Genomic DNA, 21,366 nt, shown 5'->3' on the forward strand with positions numbered 1-21,366 from the left:
GCAGGAAAAGCCGGCTTGCCGAGGGCAATCCCTAGGCGGCGAGATGCTTTCGAGACCCTGCGGGAGCCCCGGTGATCAACACGCCGGCTATCGGTGCCCTGCCCGCACGCATCGACCGCACGAGGTCCTTCAGCACGTCCATGGAGGTTCTGCCCCATCCGGCGACCAGGATGATGCCATCGAGAACCGGGTTGACCGCCAATTTGGAAGATCCCGAAGCGAACGAGGGGAGGACCACGATGACAATATCGTACGATTGCAATTCGGCGAGGGCGCCGTGCATCGCCTGCGGGACAAGCAGTTCACCGGCGCTCGAAGACAAGCATGGAAGCAGATCGAACTTCCGGTTCGGCACAGACACTATGCTCGACGTGATGGGGCCTGCCGCCCGCTCGCCAGCGGCAGGCAAAGCCGTCAGCAGCATCCTGGTCAGATCCGGACGAGAGGAGTTCGCATCGAGGAGCAGCACGCGCTTGCCGGACATCGAGTAGAGCGAAGCGAGGTTGATCGCCGTCAAGCATTTGTCCTCGTCCTCCGCCGTCGATGTGATGCCCAGCCATTTCATGGGACGGGCGCCGCCGGCGAGGCTGATCGCGGTCTTGACCCGTCTGAGGCTGTGGCTGAGGGGCGAATATGGAGAATTCGTCACCTCGTCCGTTCGGCCGCCACGTCCTCTCCGTCCGAACGGCGGCAACTCGCCCATGCATTCCAGCCCAAGCCCCTCACGGACTTGCCGCGGCGAACGAATGGTCTTGTCGAACATGTTCCGGATGAAGGCTTGGGCCACTCCGACCATGATGCCGAAGAGAGCGCCGAAAGCCAGCATCAGCGAACGTCGCGGATGGCTGGCTGACGGCGATGGCGAAGCAGGCGTGATTACCCGCAGGTCGGCAATCGGATATGTTTCCTGGTTGAGCGAACTGGTGTGCGCCTGCAAGAAGTCGCGGTACATCTTGCGGTAGATGTCCGCGGTAAGATCGAGTTCTTCGAGCGTAGACTCATGCATCTCGCCGCCCGCATTCTCCATCGCCTTGTCCTGGACCGCCGCGTCGCCCGACGGTCTGCCGACGCTGTAGTCGTGCCGGGCGCGGAACTCCTGGGCGATCTGCGTGGCGTTGTTCATTTGGCTCCGCAATTCCTCGAGACGTTTATCGAGCCACGCGCCATCCTCATGGGCCACCGCTCCCTTGGTCCCTAGCTGTTCGAGCACGAGGGCGTTCGCGATGGCGTTGGCTACCCTGGCCGACAATTCGGGGTCGTGGGAACTGAAGGAGATTTCGATCGCGTAGGAGCCACCCAGCTGACGGATGTCGAGTCCGTTCTGAAAGGCCTGCATCGTATGGCGGGTGCGCCTGAATTCCGCGATCTCGGACGCCGTGCCGTCGGCGCTGCCCGAAAGCGGTTGTCCATCGCCGGCGGATTCAGACCCACCGGCAGCCGCTCTTGTCCGCAAGCCCAGCGTTTTCAGCACAAGCGCGCCGAATTGGTCAAATCGTTCGGCCAAGGTAAGACTTTGCGGCCGATTGAACGTCGCGTCGTCCCGCAGGTTGAGTGAGTCGATGACCATCATCGCGGTCCTTTCCGACCTCATGAGGGCGATCCGACTTTCGATCTGCGCTGTATCCAGGGACACGATGGCTTCGCGCGGCTGCTGCTGGAGCAGCTTGGCGAGGTTCGGCTCGATGAGGATCTGGGTGCTCGCCGTGTAGGTCGGGTCCGTGGTCACGACGTAGAACCCCGCCGCGAGGATGCCTGCCGCCAGGCAACCCGTGATGGAGCGCGCGTACAGCTTCAGGAAGCCGGTAATGTCAGAAAGGCCGATGAATTCGCGGTCGATGGGATTCTCCCAGCCGGACGCGGGCGGCCACTGCCCGGATATCGCCGCATGTCTGGCGACAGCCGGATCATCGATCAGTTCCGGGGATTGGTATCCCTGCAACGACCGTTCGCGGGCATGCCTGTTCCTGCGGGCGAGCGCCCTGGCTGACGCGACGACGGCGAGTGCGATGAAGAAAACGATGCCGGGATCCGCGCTCCCGCCCGAAATGGAGGCGGCGACGATTCCTGCCAGGGCGCATGCTCGGACGGACGATACCACCGCATCCGTTTCGCGATCGACGTAAGGCCTCAGTCCTCCCAGTCCACGGATCAGCACGCCCAGGAGCGTCGCCATCATCAGGCTGCCGACGAAGCCGAGCTGCGAGACGACGGCAATCGGCCAGCTGGAAGCGCGCGAGCTGCCGAACCCGACGCCCAGGCCGCTGGTGTCGGCGAAGGACTGGAGGCTCTTGACGTTCCAGTAAGTCCGTTCGTGACCGGAGTCCGTGCTGCCCTTGCTGATGATGGTCGAGTCGATGAGGTCGATGACCGGATCGAGGATCCGTTCATCGTAGACGATGATCGCCATCACCGCGCAGACCCCGATCGTCAGGAGCGCGACGATCAGGATTTCATCGGCAGTGACACGACCGGCCAGAAACGAACGTGCGAGGGAAAAGGCAACGGGAAGGCTCAGCGCGGCCAAGCCGACATATGCCGTCGACGACGTGGAAAGCAGCAGCAGCAGCAGCATGGCCGCCGACAGCCAGCTGGCCAGCCGAGAGCCTGTCTTGCGCCAGTAGACGTAGCAAAACGACAGGCACGCCAGGGACGCGCCGCCGAAGGCCGATGCTTCGGAATACGCTCCGGCAAGGCGGAAGAAACCCGACTGGATCTGGTCCGTGAGCATCGCGTAGGTGGCGGTCCGGATCACCAGCAGAAGGTCCCCGGCTCCCGCGAACTTGCCCGCCAAATCGAGCAGTCCCATGGTCACATGGAGGACGCACCAGACGAAAAAACCGCGCCGGATCTCGTCTGTCCTGTCCTTGTTGAGGAGCAGGACGCAAAGGGCGATGGCCGTGAGGCCGCCAAGAATGAAATATCCGGTTTGCGAGATGTTGGACGAGACCGGCCCGAGCGAGGCCTCTACTACGACGCCGTGGCGCGTGGTGGATTGGACGAACGCGCTGGTCTGTCCCGCGAACAGGCGCGGGAAAAGCCACGCTCCGGCCGCCGCATAAAACATAAGACCAATGAGAACCCATACGGGCCGGATCTTGCCGAACACATCGCCGAGGTCCTGCCAGATCCGCCTCCTGGCGGCGACCCCCATCAGCAGAAGAGCGCCGAAGAAGGTGTAGATAAGCGGCGACGATCCGCCCAGCGAACTGAGCGTCATCAGGGCCGNCAGCAGAAGAGCGCCGAAGAAGGTGTAGATAAGCGGCGACGATCCGCCCAGCGAACTGAGCGTCATCAGGGCCGTTGAGCCGAAAGCCAGCGATGCGATAAGCCCTACGATCAGAGGCGCCCGGTAGTAGTAGGCCAGCAGCAGCACCGCCGCGCAGACAACGAGACCGGCAGGCGAGATCTGCATCTGTCGTCAAGCCCGCCCGAGCCGGCCGCAGCCCTGCGTTTCCTTCATATGGCTGGCTCCCCGCGCATCGGCATGCATGTCATAGTTTCCTGGGCTGGCGACCCGCGATAATGTCCCGGTTCCGGGCGCGGCGCCGATGCCTGACTTTTCGGGAAACGACGCCTGGCCGGCAAGCGTGGCAATGGGAGTAGGAGGCGGCGACAAGGTTGAGCGCACTATCCTTTTGCCGTATTGCCATACCTCCATAAGCCTATCCATCGGCTCTTTCGGATCGTATGGACCTACTTCGACGACATGGCGCCGTCCGGCTCCGGGTTCGCGGCCGCCGCGTCACTGCGAAAGCAAGGACAGTATCTTTCGCCTGCGTGTGTATCTGCGCCAAGGATACACCCACTTCATGCGAAATCTGTTGCGCTCCCGATGGGAAAGACCCGCAACTATCTGCGCCTTTGGAGGGACCGGAAGCGTGACGCTGTAGTTTCGCAGCACCGACTCCGCCTGGCGATAGAATTTGTTGAAATACTCATCCCAGGGCCAGCCGGGTGCGTCCCACGGCTTGGGCGCGCCGACGAAGTGCCAGATCGTTGGCTTGAATCCCAGCTCGCGCGGATCCAACGCCATCATGTATTCGCTCTGATAATTGTAGCGAAGAGGCAGAAAGTCGACGTTTCCCTGCGCCGCGTGATTGAGCGCGCTTTGATCGGACGCGATGCAGCGGTCCGGATGCTCACGCAGAAACTTGATGGCCGACGATGCTATGGAATTCCACGCATTTTTCGATGCATATATTACGCCTGAATTGAAATATGCCGTCGGACTGCAGCCCAAATCTGTCAGATGGGCTATGTCTTTCCCTTTAGACAGGCTCAATTCATCAATGTAAATTCTCATGAAGTCCGGTACCGCCATCAGACCGTGCTCGGGCGGCGAAATTGCCAACAGGCTGTCGAGCTCGTCGTCCACCATGGTGTCGCCGTCGATGTACAGAAGGCGCCCGATATCCTCTTCCAACAACGAGCCGATCCACAACCGTGCCAGCGCTATCGGGGGAACGACGTCACGGTGAAATCGGGAGAGTTCAGCCAGCTGCGGGAAGCTCGCCGCCTTGATTGATATCTTCGTCCCGGAAACAGCCGCGCCGAATTGCTGTAACCACGCCTGTTTCGCATTGACGACGAACAGATAAATGGAGATGTCGCCGCCAGTATGGGCATCGGCGGACAATGCCGTTGCGAACGTCGGAAGAAAGTAGTTCTGGTCCGTGACCAGAACCACCGCCACCTTGCCGGAGGTTTTTTCGCGTTGGTTTTGTTGGGCAAATGGCAAGGTCACGATCAGATCCGACATCTATTGCCCAATCGATGTTGAGCGCTTTGCAAAATTCCGAGAAACACGGCTAAGGGCGCGTCGCTCCAAGAACCTCCAAGATGACCCGTCTCGCACGTTTGAGGGAGCCGTCCGCCGTGAACAGATGACCGATGGGCGGCAGAAACATAGAGGCCGGGTCAAGCCTCCGGCCGAATTTGAAAAGTTTGGCGCCGGCCGCGCGCTTGCCCCTTATCAGATGCGATAGTGCCGACCAGTAAGCGGCCGCCGCCAGATGGCGCCGGACCATGCGATGAAGCGCCGGCGCGTTGGGCATGGTGCTGCCTTCGTGAGCAAAGAAGCTCTCCAGCACGGTTTCATACTCCTGCAGTCTGCGGAGCCCGTCCTGCCACATGACTTGAGAGATATTGGTCGTGTGTTCGCGCGTTATCGCCAGCGGCACGGACAGCTCCGCAACGGATCCGAAGCGGGCCAGGCGCAGAGCCATCTCCAGGTCGTCGAGCAGAGGGACGGACGGCCGATAGTGGCCGACTGCCTTCTGCACCGATGTCCGCACGAGCATGGCATGGGCGGTCAGGTTGAATTTCATCTTCCGGCAGCAGGTCTCGATCAGCCGGTTGCCATCCGTCAGGGTCCAGCCGTCGGCCTGCGCAGACAGGGTGGGAAGGTCGTTCCCGACCCATGGCGCCATGTGCTTGCCCAGCACGAACGATACCTCCTTGAAGCGGTCGAGGAGCGCCATCCCAAGGCGAAGGGCTCCCGGCATGAGCAAGTCATCGGCGCAGAGGATCATGAAATAATCGGCGCGGGCCAAATCCACCCCTTCGTTGAACGAAGCATGGGAACCGACATTCACCGGATGCCAGATGGCCTTGATCCTGTCATCCGTCGCCGCCAGCCGATGCGCCACCTCGACGCTGTCGTCGGTGGAGGCGTTGTCGATGATGACGATCCTGACATCCTCGACTCCCTGGACAAGAACGCTTTGAACGCATTGCGGCAGGAAGTGCGCATAATTGTAGCAAGGGATGACAATGTCGACGCTGGCCATCAATCAGAACCTCCGATGAGGATGAGGATTGCCAGGCTCGCTGGCGTCCTTATAGGCTTCTTCAGCATTGTTTCCATCGATGATGTTGCTCGCACGAGTGAGACCGCAACAGACTAGCATTTCGACGTCATTGTTGACCTTCAGACGATGGATGTAGCCCCTACTCCTGGTCCGCAACTTTCGGATGAACGCCGGTTGCGGATTGCCTGGAGGCGCAATGCGGGCGATCAACACCATGCGCTTCAACCGATCACGCCGGAGAGGAGGCAGGCGTCCTGCCTGTCGACCTGCTCCCTGAACTCGACGAGACGCTCGCCAATTGCCCGTTCGTGCTTTTCCCTGGCAGCCGCCAGCTGCGAAAACTGCGCGATCAACGTTTCGACATTGAAGGTCTCGACATGCTGGCAGTACTCGCCTAGGCCCATTTCTTCCATCAGCACATCGTTCTTCCTCGCGTAGCTCAGCGAGATGGTCGGCCTGCGCATCATCAATGCGCAGACGATGTTGTGGAACCGCGTGGCGACGACGATGTCGGTCAGCGCCATCTGCCCCATGACGTCGCCCAGCGAATGGACCTGTTCGTGCGCCAGCCTCGAGCCGGGCCGCAGGTCACCCACGGCCGCCCGGAGCGCGTCGACGGCGATGCTGTCTTCTTCGTCGCCTATGAGAAGCCGGACATCGTGGCCGCTGTCGAGGAGGTGGACGACGAAACGCGCCAGTTTGCCGATATAGCCGGTAAGGATCGACTGACCGCCTTCGGCAAAGCCGTACCAGCCGCGATAGGCCATGATGCCGACGCCCACCTTCAGCGCCTCCGGCCGAGTCCGAGGAGATCGAATTGGCGCGGGCAGGCCGAAGGCGAGGTCTGGATAGATCGCGTCTCCACGGGTGTCGAAGCCGACGCTTTCCATGAATTCCCTGGATTGCAGGTCGCGGTAGGACCGGTAATGAGCCAGGCGGGCCGCCGACGTCATCAGCAAGCGGCTCAGCCGGTTCCTGATCGGGCCGGCCCCGATGCTGACAAAGGCGATGCGCGTGCCGACGAGGCGAGCGGCGAGACACCATTTGAGGATGTCGTAAGGCACGCCCGCCGGCCTCTCCCCGAAATCGTCCAGGATTCCGGTGCCTGGGAAGATCATCACGTCGGACTTGCGGATGCGGCTAACCGTCTGCGCGAAATCGGCAAGTTTTCCGGGGATTTTCAGGAGCAGCCGGTTGATGCGTCCGGACAGGCCCGCCGCAGGCCCGTTCCGCCGGATCGGCGAGGTCTCGATCCCAAAAGTCCGTTTGACCACCTCGGGTTCGCCGCAGACGCATGAAAGGTCCGCCTCGGGCCTCTCTCTCCTCAGAAACCCGACCATTGCTTCGAGCGAACCTTCATTGCCGAAATTGCCGGAGCCGAAGAGCCCGAACAATGTTATTCTTCGCGGCGCCCGGAGCACCTCCGTGCCGTGGCCGCTTGGCTGACGGGACGCCGCTCCGATCGCACCGGTGCTCGCCAGGCTGTCAAAGCTGTCTGCGGCGTCGTTCCTGGCGGTCATTGGCTTTGTACCGGTTGCGTACGGAGTTCCAGCATCCAATCGGTGTGATCGCCTTTTGGCGGCACGAAATACCGGACATTCATGGAAAACGGTGACCCGGGAGCCGCCTCGCTCCCTCCCGTGGAAGGATCGATCCAGCGAGCCGAGACTTGCGGCCCGGCGAGCTTTTCAAGGTCGAGGGTAATGCCCCTCCCGTTGGGAAGGTAGACGAGTGCGAACGACCCATCCTTGCTCCGCGCCGACATCGTCCGGGCGTGGTAGCTGCCCTGTCCCGCGATGAGGAAGTCGTTTCCCGTATCAGGTTCGAGTTCCCACCATCTGATCGACGAAAAATATTGATGGAGAACCTGCATGCTCCTGGCCCCCGGACTGTCGAGCGCCTGCTGCCAGGTCGTGTCCGCCGGCCAGAGGCCCGGACCGCCGAAGTGCCAGATCGGGTTGTTGCCGAATATTTGTCCCGAAGCGCCGGAAAGAACCGCCTGGTAGGCCTGCACCCGCACGCGGTGCGCGTCCGCGCCGAACTCGTTTTCGTAGGCGCTCTCCATCAGGAAATACGGCATCTCGCCCGAGGCGTGCTGGACAAGCGCCGCCGCGTGGACGGGCTCGTAGGTGTAGACATTGTCCACGGAAAGCCACGGTTCGCCCCGCCAGTAATCCAGAGCCGCCGTTTCGGGCGCGTTGTGCACGGTTTGCAAGGCATTCGGGTCGATTTCCCGGATCCCTTCCGCGACCGCCCTGACCAGGCTCTTGTCCGGCGGATTGTAGTCGCCGCCCTCCACCCAGATGATGTTTGCGAGGCCGCCATAGCGCTGTCCGACGAATCGGCCGTAGGCTCGCAGGCTTTTCTCGCCGCCGGCGGCCATCTCCTGGTACCAGCCCTGGTCCCCTCCGCCATAGCCGAGATAGGAAGGAACGAGCAGCACCACGAAACCGAGATCGCGCGCCCTGCGCAAGACCCAGTCGGCATGCCTGAAATAGGCTTCGTTGGGGGCGCTGAAGTCGCCATCGCGAAGGAAAGGGCGGTCGCCATAGGCATTGGCGGGAGCGTTGCGGGCAAAGCGATGCTCGATGAGGTTGATCAGCACAGTGTTGAACCCGCGTGCCCGCCGGTCACGAAGGTAGACATCCGCATCCTCGCGGGTCAAATCGGCGATCAGCGACCACGCGGCGTCGCCATTGATCAGAAATGCACAGCCGGCAGCGTCTTCCAGATATCGCTTGCCGGGTTCCACGCGCAGAGGGAACGGCTGCTGGGCCGCCATGGGCGCTTCGCAGGCATGGCCGACCAGGGTCGTCGCAGCCAGCATGCAAAATGCGAGACCACAGAAGCGCAGATCCATGACGGTCCAGACCTCTTCAGCCGCAGGCTAGTTTGCCATTTCGGCGGCGGGGGCCGTTTTCGCGGTCGCGGCGAGGTGGACGGCATACTTGTCGGTGAATTCGCTGGAGGTGATCATGCCGCGGGCTATGGAATCCCTCGACATCGAGCCGTCCCGCAGCTGTTTGGAATAGACGTCCAGCCCGTACCCGTCGCCGTCCCTGTCCATGAGCAGCCGGTAGAGGAAGCCGACATAGGCACGGTCGCTCAGGCCGATGATGGAATACTTCCTCAAGAATTCCCGCGAATGCATCAGGTCGATCATCATTTTGGGGACATCGGCCGAGCCGTCGTCCAGGGCAGCGGACCACCGTTCGATATCTTCATCGCTGGCCTTGCGCCCCAGTATCAGGCAATGACTAAAACTCGCCTGGCGCATGGTGGCGGTCACGATCTTGCCGCTGTCCGCGAAATCGCAGCCGCGCTCCGGCCTCGGCAGCGGCCTCGGGCCGAGTATCAAGTCCCTCACCGCAATGTATGCGGCCTTAGGCCCTGCCGGGCTCCAGCCGCGCTCCGCCGAGCCGACAAGCCTGACCAACCCCATCGATGCTTCGAAGTCGGGTGCCCAATAGGTTTCATCCAGAAGCTCATAGATGTGAGCGGCTTCCACGTTGTACTTGGCCTGCAGCTGGCGCAGCCGAAGCATGGACTGCATCAGTCCTTCGGCCTGCTGTCTTTCGCTTTGCCGGCTTCCGTAAGGATTGTTGAATTCGGTGACCCAGATCGGCTTCCCGTAGCTGGCGAGCACCTTGAAGGCGGGCTCGGGATCCTGGCCATACATATGCCAGACCGAGATGTCCCATTTGATGCCGTCCTGCTTCATTCGTTCGAATGCCCCGGTGTGGCCCCACCCCGCAGTGCCCATCGCCTTGCGAATGCCCGGGTCGACTTCGCTCATGCCGTCGGACAATCCCTTCAGGACGGCGCTGACCTTGGCCCAGCGCGGGCCGAAATAGTCCAGCACTCCGGTGCCGCCGGCCGGACCCCATTCGCAGGGATATGTGGTGCCGTCATCGCGCTTCTCGCAANCGGAAATGTTCACGCGGTAGGACTTCATCCCCAGGTCTTCGAGGTAGTCGAACTGACGCTCGACCGAGATGCCTGGATAGGCCGTCATCGGGTGGCCGTTAGCCCCCCAGAGAATGTCGCCGGAGGCCGACGAGGCCATGGCGAGCAGGCAAGCCGCCCCGATCAACGCACATTTCAACATATTCAGTGTCCCGGTTCTGACGAGGCTGCAACACTATCCTCGTCGCGGGTCGCAACAATCTGACTATTGGGAGACCGGCTTCATCCGCCTTACGTCTTTAGAATGCGGCTCATAGCCTTTCGGCCGCTATGGGCGACGGCGGCACCCCAGTACGGGCAACCGCTTCGGGACCTTCTCGCGATGCAGGGCCTTGCTGCCGCAGAAGCGGCCTCAGGCGCGCGCTCTTCGATCTCAACCGAATGTGGGACGAACCTACTTCCTTTTGGCTTCTACTTCGGACCGCCGGCCTATGTTCTCCTGCCTTGGGAGGCGGGCAGACCAGACGTCATCGTCCGGGGCTTGTTCACTCGCAGCCGGCATCCAGGATCCTCATGAGCGTCAAACGCGCACTTCTGCTGAGCACGGGCGATCGTTACATCGTGATCGGCTTGAACTTTGTCACCGTCGCCGCCGTTTCCCGCGTCCTGACCCCCGAGGAGATCGGCATCTCGGTGATCAGCCTGGCAATCCTCGGCATCGCGCTGTCGGCGCGGGAATTCGCCAGCTCGAGTTTCATGATCCAGCGTCCGGTCCTGAGCAGGGAGGACATCCGCGGGACCTTCAGCCTGATGCTCGCCCTCACGGCGGCAATCGCAGCCTTTCTGGTTGTGGCCGCTCCGGCGCTCGCGTCCTCCTTCCACGAAGAAAAACTGGTGCCTTATCTTCGGCTGGTGTCGGTGTGCCTGTTCGTCGAATTGGTGCCCATCCAGGTCGTCACGCTGATGCGCCGTGAAATGGCTTTCGGAAAGGTCGCCATGATCAACGTTGCCGGGGCGGCGACAGGCGGAGCTGCTACCGTCGCGCTGGCGCTGACCGGGTTCAGCTATATGAGCTTTGCCTGGGCCTGGCTGGCGAGCAGCACGGTCACCGGCGTATTGGCCCTGGCGCTGCGCCCGGATTTCTGGATGTTCAAGCCGACGTTCAAGCAATGGCGCAGGATAGCCGCGTTCGGCGGGTACAATGGCGCCATCGTGTTCCTATACAGGGCCTATGAGGCCTTGCCCCTCCTGTTGCTCGGCCGTGTCCTGTCGCCACATGCGGCGGCGCTCTTCAGCCGCGGGCTGACGGTGTGCCAGATACCCGACAAACTGATCCTTGGCGGAGCCATGGCGGTCGTGCTTCCGGCTTTTTCCGCCTCGGCCAGGCAGGGCGGGGACCTTAAACGATCCTACCTACATGCCATTGAAATCATCACCGGGCTTCACTGGCCGGCATTGCTGGCCGTCGCCGCGCTGTCCTATCCCGTCGTGGACATCGCGCTCGGCCACCAATGGCAGGCGGTTGCACCGCTGGTGCAAGTCATCGCGCTGGCGTCTCTTTTCACCTTCAGCTTCGAGCTGAACCATCCCGTGATGATGGCGATGGGCTCGATCAGGGACATGTTCGTAAGGTCGCTGATCGTCGTCCCCGTCTCGGCGGTCGTCATGACGACCGCGGTCCTGCTTGCCGGACTTATGGGCGCGGCGCTGAGCCTGATGTTCATTGTGCCGTTCCAGGCCTTTGTGTCCTTGAGTTTCGTGCGTCGCAGGCTTTCGCTGCGGTGGGACGAGATAGCTGTCGCCGTCCGAAAGAGCGGCGTCGTCGCCGCGTTGACCACACTCGGCCCGCTGGCCATGGTCGTTGCCGGCCGCTTCAGCTTCGACCTGTCGTTGGGACAGGCGATATTCGCCGGGTGTCTTGCCGCGGCCGGCTGGCTGGTCGGAGTGTTCGTGACCGGCCACCCCTTGTTCGACGAAATAGTCAATGCCGGTCGAATTTTCCGCAATGCAGTTGCTCCGACATAATTGTCGGCGCCATTGCAGCGGAAGGCCCTTTCACGCCTTTCCTGGAATTGCCCCCGCAGCCAGCACGTCCCTCCATTGCTGCAGGAACCGATCCTTGGTTGCAGCTGACGCGGTGTCGCGCAGCGCGCGGCTTGTTTGTGTTTTCTCCGCGGCGCTTCGCGAAAGCGCTCTCCCCATCACTTCCGCGATCGCGGCGGGATTATCCGGCTGCACCTGCGAGCAAACGCCCCCGACGGCCTCCACGAGGGCACTGCCGGCGGACACGATCGGCAGCAGTCCCATATAGGCGGCCTCCAGCGCCGGCATGCCGAAACCTTCGAGAAGGCTTGGCAGCACGAATGCCTCGGCATTTGCGTAGAGCCAGCGCAACTGCGCGTCGGGAACATATCCCATGAGCCTCACCCCCGGGACGGCGCCCGCGAGTTCCGCTATCTCCGCATAGCCGTCGCCGCGCGTTCCGCACAAGACGTATCCGACCCCTTGGCGATGGAAGCCGCCGTCTCGATACGCCTTCAGGGCGGCGACCTGGTTCTTGCGGGTTTCGAACGCGCCGACGGTGAGAAAGAACGGACCGTTTACACCGGGGACCGCCTCCGCCGGACCATCGAACAGTTCGGTGCGCAGATAAAGCGGGATTGTCTTCAGGAACCGGAAGCCGGACCCGAAAAGGATCTCGAAGTGGTGCGCCGAGAAATTGCTGACGAAAACGACGCCTGGCCCAACGCGCCGGATCTTCTCGTAGGCAAGACGATAGTTGGCGGAGGTCCGTTCGTCGTAGAGTTCGCGATGCGTCAGCGGGCCAACATCGTGGCAAAGGACAATGTCGTTCTCGCTCAGGCGTGACCTCAGGACGTAGAGCGGGTCCAGGAACAGCCGGGTGCCGCGTTCGTCGACCTTGTCACGGATCAGGAAGATTTCGCTGTCCTGGAGCCAGTTGATCTCCAGCATCATCAGCCGGGCGACAATCTTGCGTACCAGGCCCTCGGGAGCGAAGAAACCCAGCCGCCAGTGCCGGATCCCTGCCCTGCCGGGGACGAATTCCCGGGTCAGGTCCTTGGCGATGTGATAGGCCCCGGTCCTGTTCAGGATCGACAGCGAGCTGTCGAAGAGAAGCGTGCCGGCGGACGCCAGTCCGCCTGGGGCGCGTAATCCGCGCGGATCGATCCGTTTGTTCATCGTGCCCCTCTTCACACTGCGATCTGACAGGGAGCTATGCCGCTCCAGCTATAGTTGCGCTCCCGCGCATGCATAACCAACCGTCCGCTCTCGCCGCTTCGACTATCCCGGCAAGGTCGGTCCCTGCCGGGCCGGTTACCCGCTGAACTCCCCGAAGTCGGCGTCGACTTGAACCATGAGCTCGAGGTATTTCCATGCGATCCATCGCCAGGAGTAACTGCTTGCCCTGGCGTATCCCTTGGCGACCAGCCGCTCCCGCAAATCCGGGGTGAGCATCAGCAGGCGGACGGTTTCGGCCCAGGATTGGATGTCGTCGGGATCGGCATAGAGAGCCGAATCCCCACAGATTTCGGGCAGACAGGGCGAGGTCGAGGCCACGACCGGGCAGCCCGAGGCCATCGCCTCGACGGCGGGCAGCCCAAACCCCTCGATGCGCGACGGGAACAGAAAGCACAGGGCGCCTTCGAGCGCCTTCTTGAAGTCGTCGTCCCCTATCCGCCCGAGGAAGACCATGTTCCCGGGCATTTCCGGGAGGTATCGCAGGATCGTTTCCTCGTCGACATCGCCTGGCATCCAGAGATCGAGACCCATGGCATCGAGGAGCGGGGCAAGCCTGGCGAGAAGCGCCATGTTCTTGTACTCCTGGTCCCGCCTTCCGAGACAGAGAACATAGGGTCTGCCGCGGTCGACGGTCAGGGACGATCTCGCCGCATCCCATCTCTTCGCATGGTCGCTGCCATTGTAGGTGACCACGATGTTTTCGTCCGGCGCGATGCCGAACGCCAACAGGTGGCTGCGCGAGAGCTGCGAGACGGTGGTGATGCGGGCGGCCCGCCTGCCGAGCGCCGGCAGGATAAGGCGGTGCGCCCATCGGAAACCCCGCCCGTAGCTCGACGGCATGAGCCTGGTATGCATATCGTGGATACACGCGATCTGGCGCCTCAATGCGACGGGAGCGAGGTTGCAGAAGCTCAGCAATCCTCCCGGTACATGCCAGGGCAACTGCGCCTGCACCCAGAATTGGGGGAGACGCGGCTTGCTGAATTCAGGCACGACCCGGACAGGGATGGCGTCGAGGCGGAAGGTTTCGGGAAGCGGACGCGGCACCACGAGATCGATCTCCAGGTCGCGGCCAAGCGGATGCCCTTCCGAAATGAGAGCGTCGAGGGCCATGGTCACTTCGCTGGCGTAGCGGGCCACTCCGGTCGGCCGAAGTGTCGTGAAGTCCCCGTTTATCGTCCAGCGCCGCCTCGGCGCTTCCCGGTCCGACCACGTCCATGCCGAATGCCCGATCAGCGATCCGGCGTCCCCGGCAAGCGAGGTCGCCAGCGGTGTCCTGGAGCGGTGTCCATTCAAGCGCCTGGCCGATCGTGCCGGTGGCGATTCTGTCGTGTCGAACTCGATTTTACCCATCTCCGCCTCCCCGGGCCCTCTCGGCGCCCTGGACCAGACTAGCATCGCGCGAGGCGCGAAGGTCCTCGAACGTTTGAGGTAGGCAGACTTCCAAACCTCGCCTATCCGGATGATTTCCGGGTTACCCGGATGACCCGATGGCCATGGTGACCCGCCGCCTTGGAGGGCCCACACTGGAAGTTCAAAGGGGGACGGCATGGCGCGGCGTTGGACAATCAATGGGCGTTTTCTTTCCCAGCCGACAACAGGCGTCCAGCGTTATGCGCGCGAGGTCGTCCGTTCGCTCGACGCTTTGCTCGCAGAACATGGGCCCCTCGCCCGCGGTCTCGACGTTCGCCTGCACTGCCCGCCCGGGTCGCAGGAGATCCCGCTCGCTTTCATCGAACGCGTCGAAATCGGCCGCACGAGCGGCCACGTCTGGGAGCAGACGCAACTCCCCTCATCCCTCGGCGGCGGCGGACTGCTCAGCCTCTGCAACACGGGACCGCTGCTTTCCCGCAAGCATATCGTCTGCATCCATGACGCGAACGTCTGGAATGCTCCGCAGAGCTATTCCCTTGCCTTCAGGAGCTTGTACCGAACCTTGCTGCCCAGTCTCGGCAGAACCGCGTGGGGCATTTCGACCGTTTCCGACTATTCGCTGGGCGAGTTGGTCCGCCGCGGCGTCGTCCCCGCCCACCGGGCCTTCGTAGCCCCGAACGGCCATGAGCATGTCCTGCGATGGATGCCTGAACATTCCCCGGCAACCCGGCTGGCGGCCTCGCCGGAAACCATTGTCATGATCGGCAGCGCCGCCCCCCATAAGAATGTGGAGCTCATCCTGAACATGGCCGAGCGCCTTGCCGCGGCCGACCTCAGCATCGCAATCGTCGGCATGTCGGACGCGCGCGTCTTCAGGTCGGGATCCGCCAAGGCCAAAGCGCAAAACATCCACTGGCTCGGCCGTATTTCCGACGGGGAGCTGGCGGCTCTCCTTGGGGATTCGCTCTGCCTGGCTTTCCCCTCGCTCACCGAGGGCTTCGGCCTTCCCGCCCTCGAGGCGATGGCGGTCGGCTGCCCCGTGGTGGTGTCGGACCGCGCCAGCCTGCCCCAGGTCTGCGCGGACGCGGCGCTTTTTGCGCCGCCCGACGACCCGGAAGCATGGTTCGACCGTTTCATGCAGCTGCGCGATTGCGAGGACAAGCGGACTCAGATGATACGCCGGGGACGAGCGAGAGCCTCAGCATTTGGTTGGCAAGCGACGGCCTTGCGCTATCTCGAGGCGATGGCTGCAGCCGACGGCGTCGACACGCAAACGAAGGTCGTCCGAATACGCGAACTCACATGATCGCGTGAAGCGCCTGGACGGCCCCGAGCGATTCCAGGATGGCGCGATCGAAGTTCTCTTCGGAAAAGCGTCCCGCATTCCTGGCGCAGGCGCGCGGCGTCATGGCGTGGCTGTTCTCTTCGAACCGTTCGACCGCCTCCTTGAGGTGATCCACCGTCTGGGCCTTGAACAGCACGCCGGTGGGCTCGGGAGACGACCCAAGGCGCTGCACGATGTCGACCGCTCCGCCGCGGCCGAAAGCGATCAGCGGCGTTCCGCAGGCCTGTGCCTCGGCCAGGGCGATGCCGAAGTCCTCACAGCCGGCGAAGACCATCGCCTTTGCCCGCGCCAGGGTGTCCACATAATCCTGCCGGGGCAGGTATCCGGAAAAAGTGACGTTCGGGCCGGCAAGTGCCCGCAGGCTGGCCGATTGCTGGCCTTCGCCGACGATGACCAGGCGCCGCGACGGCATCTCGTTGAAGGCCCGGATGACGAGGTCGGTGCGCTTGTAGGGGGCGAGGAAGGACGCCGAGACATAGTAGTCGTCCTTGTCCTCCACGCAGGGCAGTTCCTTCAGCGAGACCGGAGGGAAAACGACGCGCGCCTCGCGTCCGTAGATGTGCTGGATCCGCGAGCGGACATAGTTGGAGTTGGCCAGCATGAGGTCCGGGCCATGCGCGGTTCTGGTATCCCACGTCCTCAGGCGATGGAGCATGTAGCGATAGAGCATTCCCTTGGGGCCGAAGCCAAGCCGACCCTGCTGAAGATAGGAAAACTGCTCGTCCCAGGCGTAACGGACCGGGCTGTGCACATAACAAAGATGCGGCTGGTCCGGCCTGGTGATCACGCCGCGCGAAAATGCCGCCGAAGACGAGATCACCGCGTCGTAGCCCGTCACGTCGAACTGTTCGATCAGGAAGGGACAAAAGAAGAAAAGCGACCGATAGAATTTCTGCACCATCGGGATCCGGTTGGCCGCGGACGTATGGAATTCCACGTCGTGGAAATATTGCTCCTTCACGTCGGCCGGCAGGAAATCGAAAAGCGTGAAGACTTCGGCATTGGGGAGCTGCTTGCAGATCTGCGCCAGCACCCGTTCACCACCCCGGAAATTCGGGCACCAGTCATGAACGACGGCTATCCTCGCATATCTGTCGACGTCGAGCCTCGGCGCAGCCGGCACCTCCTCGATGGGCATATCGACCCTGGCCGCAAGGGCCAGATCGGAAGCGCGTTCGTGGAGCATGGTTCCCCCTTGCCTCGGCAGGCCAGCAGTCTCCATTCCTCGCAACGACCCCGGCAAGTTCTCCGATCGGCTACAGGCTGCTCCGGGCGCATGTTCGGCTAATACTTATGGCTGCGGCCGTTCGCCGGGATACTCCGAAAGCCGGTGCCAGGGGGTAAGCCAGGCTCCCTCCGTCTCCTTTTATGCAGGCTGTTTCGACCCCGTCACCGGTCTAGGGTCAGCTGGAACCGAAGATGGACCGGCCATGAAACTCATCGTGATCATCCCGACCCTCGGCCGCAACGAACAGGTCGCGCGCCTGCTCAGCTATCTGAGCGGCCAGACGAGACTTCCAGACGAGGTCGTGTTGTCGGCGCCCGACGCAACGCATGTCGAACTGCCGGAAAGCTGTCCCTTCCCCGTGTCACTCGTTTTCGGGCCGAAAGGGCTGGCCGCCCAGCGCAACACGGCTCTCGTACCTGCCCTGGGGTGCTCCGACATCATCACATTCTTCGACGACGATTTCGTTCCATCCGCCGAATATCTGGAGCAGATCGAGAAAGCTTTCGCGGAAAATGACGGATGGGCGGTGGTGATGGGCATGGTGGTCAGGGACGGAGCCACCAATGCCGGCCTCACCTGGGAAGCCGCCGAAGCCGCCTTGCGGGAAGCCGAGGGCAAGAAACATGAGGGACCGCTGGTGGTCGACCATGTCGGCGCATACGGATGCAACATGTCGCTCCGCTCCTCGCTTGTGGGAGATCTGCGTTTCGACGAGCGCCTAGTCCTCTACGGCTGGCAGGAAGACATCGACTTCACCAGCCAGATGAGATCCAAGGGGCGCGTGGTCTGCGTGACCTCGATCTCGGGCGTCCATCTCGGCATCAAGACGGGGCGGGTGAGCGGAGAGCGGTTCGGCTACTCCCAGGTCGCGAACGCGATCTACCTGGTCAGGAAAGGCTCCGTTCCGGCCTCTTTCGCGCTGCCCCTGATGTTCAGGAACATCGCGGCCAACCTGGCGAGGAGCCTGCGGCCGGAGCCGTATGTCGACCGGAGGGGCAGGCTCAAGGGCAACATGCTTGCGATCCTGCATGTCGCCATGGGGCGAATCGAACCCGAATACATCCTGAAAATCTGAGGCGGAAAAGACAATGCGGAAATGGCTTGTAACGGTGTCGGCTTCCTTGGCGGCGGCGACCGCCTTCGCCTTGCCGGCGATGGCTGCCGAGTATCTGCTCGGTCCTCAGGACAAGGTCAGGCTCAAGGTCTACGAGTGGCGTGCGTCGCGCGATGTGATCTTTGAATGGACCGCTCTCAACGACGATTTCGTTGTCGGCGCCGACGGCACGCTCTTCCTGCCATTTGTCGGCCAGATACGCGCGCAGGGCACCTCGCCGGGCGACCTCGCCCGCGCAATAGGCGACCGCCTGATGCAGCAGATGGGCCTCGGCCGCCATCCGGATGTCGCTGTCGAGATCGCCCAGTACAGACCGTTCTACATCGTCGGCTACGTCACGCAGCCCGGTGAATTCCCCTACAGACCCGGACTGACGGTGCTGCAGGCGCTGGGAATCGCCGGCGGCCTGCGGACGCGCGAGGATGACATCCCGAGGCTCGAGCGTGAGGTCATCGCCGGCCAGGGCGACGTGGGCCTGTTGGCGCTGAGCAGCGTCACCCTGCTCGCGCGCAAAGCGCGGCTGGAAGCCGAGCAGGCCGGCAGCGACGACATCGCGTTTCCTGCGGAGCTGAAGGACAGGGCTTCGAACGCAACGGTCGCGGTGGCGATGGAGCAGGAACGCAGGATCTTCGCCGTCCGCAAGGAAGCGATGACAACGCAACTGCGTTCGCTTAGCGAACTCAAGGATTTCCTGGAGAAGGAACTGGACTCGCTCCAGCAGCAGCTGACTTTCCGCGACAAGCAGATCGAGCTTATCCAGAAGGAATTGGCGGGCGTTTCGAGCCTTGTCCAGAAGGGGCTTGCGGTTGCACCGCGGGAGCTCAATCTGGAAGGGACGGTTGCCCAGATGCAGGGCGACAGATTGGCCGCCGAAACCTCGCTCTTGCGGGTCAGGCAGGAGATAAGCAAGACCGACATCNAGTTCAGACGTGTGCTCTTCCGATCTATCGCCGCGGCCTTGCGGGAGACGCAGTCGCAGCTCAATGAAGTTGTCAGCAAAGCCGAGACCGCATCGCAGTTGCTGCACGAAACCGCGGTCACGGCTCCTGCCCTGCTTGCGCTCAGGGAACACGCCGAAAGGGCCAAGCCGATCTTCAAGATCGTCAGGATGACGGCCAATGGTTCGCAAGAACTGGCGGCCGAGGAAACGACATCGATCGAGCCGGGCGATACCGTGAAGATCGAGATACCCGCGCCGACATCCGCCTTGTCCGCCCTCCCTGCGGATGGCGAGATTCAGGGGCAAGCGCTTCCGATCCAGAACACCAACTGATCAAGCCCGCACAGCTTGGGCTCGGGCGGCAGCCTGCCGCCCGAGCGTCGATCGATTGCCTGCGAGCAGCTCTCGCTGTTTCATGGAAACGCAGAACCGCCGCACAGTGTTGCGCGACATGCGTCAGAGGATACGTACTCGCCAGATCGCAAGCGGTTGTTGGCCACTCGGGACGGCGAGCCGCCGCTTATCTCTGCCAGGAGGGATGCTGCCATGAAGGGCTCGGGGCACAGGCCGATCCGCGTCATGCCTGAGTGAACTGTGCATGCAGTGATCCTGGCCCTTGCTATGCTTTTTGAGGCCGCATATCAGTGATCATTCGACCGGCTTCCGCACCAACTGCACAGGAGTGGCCAACGCGACTAGCGGGTCTTTCCATGCCGCAGCGAGCCGATCGGTCCCGTGATGTCGCAGCTGGAGATGTCGGTGCTCATGAGTGTAGTCGCTGTATCGGCGGCAGGCGTTCTGATGGGACTGCGGTTCAAGGCTCCCGCCCTGATCGCCGGGACAGCCGTGCTCTTGATCGGCAGCCTTGTCTGGAATGGCCTTGGCTTGCCGGGCTACGTGACGATCACCAGGTTCCTCATCCTGGCGTTCGCAATGGCTTGCGCCTACATCGTCGGCCTGTCGATTTCCGTGCATAGGAAACGGACCCAAGCGTAGGCCGCCTCGGCTTTTTGAGCAGTTCACATTCGTAGAATTGTTATGACTATTTTCTTCAGTGCGGGACAGAAACCAGTCGAACTCCCTTAGATTAGGATCGATGAAGGGATTGCAACGGAAAGATTTCATTTGCAATCCGCATATTCAACTGATCACGGAACCTTCCGGGATCCTGGCCGTTCGTTCCCGATCCCAGAGGTTGCGTAGCCAGCGCGTCAGAGGGACCTCCAATCCCAAATGAATTCCTACTGTGACGACGACGGCAGTGACTGCCGCGAGTGGCATTACCACAATGGCCATTCTTGGCTCTGGGGCCATAGTCTTGGCCGCCAAGTTTACGAACGGCTGCAACAGCATGGGGTGAAACAGATACATCGAATAGCTGGCGGCGCCAACCAGCAGCACGATCGAGTTGCACGTCGTCGCCCCACTGCGCTCAGCCACCAGGGCGCCCGTTACCACCAGGACAGCCGGAAACCCGTAAGTTACGATTCTGTACTCGCTTGAAGAGACCTGTAAGTAATACTCGATGGAAAGCACGGCCAGGCCTGCTGCAACGAACGCAACGCCGACGGGCAGCCCGAGCTTCCTTGGCTGGGACAAATACCAGTAGCCGAGCCAGCATCCGGCGACGAACTCCAGCACAATGGAATTCGTATAGACACGCAGCGCGAAAGGGCTATCCGGTCCGAACAGCGACCCAGCCGCCACGACAACGAGGAGGACCGCCGAAACAACCGCCACTCTGTCGCGTGTGCTGCGAACCCAGAGGAACGCGCCAAATACCAGGTAAAAGAACATTTCGTAGATCAAGGTCCACCCGAGCGACAGAATGGGCGCCTTCTCCCCGTCCAGCCGCACTTTAGGGTAAAACACAAACGACGTGACTATGTCGGCCAGGCTATAGTCCTGCAGCCCGTTCGGCCGGAATCCGAGCCCGAACAGGACAATGAGCGCCAGGGTTGCCATCCAGTAGAGCGGGGCAATTCTGATCACCCGTTCACCGTAGAACGCCCAGGCGGAACGTTCTTTTTGCGCGTACGCAAAAACCATCACGAAGCCGGAAATGACGAAGAATATGTCGACGCCCTCCGCGCCTATATCGCTGTGGAAATCGGTGCCAAAACGGCGGTTTAACATGGGTCCAAGATGATAAAGCAAAATCGTTATCGCGGCGATGCCTCGCAACGCCTGTAAGTTAGCGACCAATTGAGCCTCCCGCTCCTCTAAAATATTTCTATTTTTCCACTTTCTAGATCTTTAACGCCCCAAAACGCTAACTTCTTTTACTCTATACTTTGGTGACCGCCTGTCCCATGGGGTTCACCCGAAAAAATGCGATCTTGCCACGCCCATGCCCACCCGGGGGCATTTAGCCAGTCTCGTGGCGTC

14 protein-coding genes are annotated in these 21,366 nt (G+C 62.0%); 4 read left to right on the forward strand and 10 right to left on the reverse strand.

Features of this window, described 5'->3' with window-relative positions:
* Positions 1-31: 31 nt before the first annotated feature.
* From X742_RS1000000176095 to X742_RS143580, 6 genes are all read right to left on the reverse strand, one after another.
* A complete protein-coding gene (locus tag X742_RS1000000176095; RefSeq protein WP_245275621.1) occupies positions 32-3,373 on the reverse strand; it encodes a Wzz/FepE/Etk N-terminal domain-containing protein in 3,342 nt (1,113 codons plus the stop codon).
* A gap of 369 nt (positions 3,374-3,742) precedes the next feature.
* Positions 3,743-4,759: a glycosyltransferase gene (locus tag X742_RS143600; protein WP_023774762.1), complete on the reverse strand. Its 1,017-nt coding sequence runs from the start codon at positions 4,757-4,759 to the stop codon at positions 3,743-3,745.
* Positions 4,760-4,808: 49 nt separating this feature from the next.
* The gene (locus X742_RS143595) at positions 4,809-5,789 is read right to left on the reverse strand and encodes a glycosyltransferase family A protein (protein WP_023774763.1); all 981 of its coding nucleotides are present in this window, start codon (positions 5,787-5,789) and stop codon (positions 4,809-4,811) included.
* Between the two features lie 242 nt (positions 5,790-6,031).
* A complete protein-coding gene (locus X742_RS143590) occupies positions 6,032-7,204 on the reverse strand; it encodes a polysaccharide pyruvyl transferase family protein (protein WP_245275622.1) in 1,173 nt (390 codons plus the stop codon).
* 122 nt (positions 7,205-7,326) lie between these two features.
* Positions 7,327-8,637 (reverse strand): DUF4038 domain-containing protein, encoded by a 1,311-nt coding sequence (locus tag X742_RS143585; RefSeq protein WP_023774766.1) that lies wholly within the window; start codon positions 8,635-8,637, stop codon positions 7,327-7,329.
* Between the two features lie 60 nt (positions 8,638-8,697).
* Complete coding sequence (locus X742_RS143580; protein ID WP_031248481.1) at positions 8,698-9,918, reverse strand: DUF4214 domain-containing protein; 1,221 nt, start codon at positions 9,916-9,918, stop codon at positions 8,698-8,700.
* A 371-nt stretch (positions 9,919-10,289) separates the two neighbouring features.
* On the opposite strand from X742_RS143580, the gene X742_RS143575 reads away from it, so the two are divergent.
* Complete coding sequence (locus X742_RS143575; protein WP_023774768.1) at positions 10,290-11,741, forward strand: oligosaccharide flippase family protein; 1,452 nt, start codon at positions 10,290-10,292, stop codon at positions 11,739-11,741.
* Positions 11,742-11,771: 30 nt separating this feature from the next.
* Here X742_RS143575 and X742_RS143570 read toward each other — a convergent pair whose 3' ends face one another.
* Positions 11,772-12,917: a glycosyltransferase gene (locus tag X742_RS143570; RefSeq protein ID WP_023774769.1), complete on the reverse strand. Its 1,146-nt coding sequence runs from the start codon at positions 12,915-12,917 to the stop codon at positions 11,772-11,774.
* A 135-nt stretch (positions 12,918-13,052) separates the two neighbouring features.
* Positions 13,053-14,330 (reverse strand): glycosyltransferase family 1 protein, encoded by a 1,278-nt coding sequence (locus X742_RS143565; RefSeq protein ID WP_023794943.1) that lies wholly within the window; start codon positions 14,328-14,330, stop codon positions 13,053-13,055.
* A 196-nt stretch (positions 14,331-14,526) separates the two neighbouring features.
* On the opposite strand from X742_RS143565, the gene X742_RS143560 reads away from it, so the two are divergent.
* Entirely contained in the window at positions 14,527-15,657 is a 1,131-nt protein-coding gene (locus X742_RS143560) for a glycosyltransferase family 1 protein (RefSeq protein WP_023774771.1), read from the forward strand.
* On the opposite strand, the gene X742_RS143555 is transcribed toward X742_RS143560, so the two are convergent.
* The gene (locus tag X742_RS143555) at positions 15,650-16,834 is read right to left on the reverse strand and encodes a glycosyltransferase (protein WP_051407744.1); all 1,185 of its coding nucleotides are present in this window, start codon (positions 16,832-16,834) and stop codon (positions 15,650-15,652) included. The genes X742_RS143560 and X742_RS143555 overlap by 8 nt on opposite strands.
* Positions 16,835-17,126: 292 nt before the next feature.
* On the opposite strand from X742_RS143555, the gene X742_RS143550 reads away from it, so the two are divergent.
* Together X742_RS143550 and X742_RS143540 are read left to right on the forward strand one after the other, a co-directional pair.
* The gene (locus tag X742_RS143550) at positions 17,127-17,999 is read left to right on the forward strand and encodes a glycosyltransferase (RefSeq protein WP_023774773.1); all 873 of its coding nucleotides are present in this window, start codon (positions 17,127-17,129) and stop codon (positions 17,997-17,999) included.
* A 1,744-nt stretch (positions 18,000-19,743) separates the two neighbouring features.
* Positions 19,744-19,974 (forward strand): hypothetical protein, encoded by a 231-nt coding sequence (locus tag X742_RS143540; protein WP_140717095.1) that lies wholly within the window; start codon positions 19,744-19,746, stop codon positions 19,972-19,974.
* 144 nt (positions 19,975-20,118) lie between these two features.
* Here X742_RS143540 and X742_RS143535 read toward each other — a convergent pair whose 3' ends face one another.
* Positions 20,119-21,183 (reverse strand): acyltransferase, encoded by a 1,065-nt coding sequence (locus tag X742_RS143535; RefSeq protein WP_031248487.1) that lies wholly within the window; start codon positions 21,181-21,183, stop codon positions 20,119-20,121.
* Positions 21,184-21,366: the final 183 nt, after the last annotated feature.

Origin of the sequence: Mesorhizobium sp. LNHC229A00 (genome assembly GCF_000502415.1) — a bacterium.
Classification (GTDB): Bacteria; Pseudomonadota; Alphaproteobacteria; order Rhizobiales; family Rhizobiaceae; genus Mesorhizobium.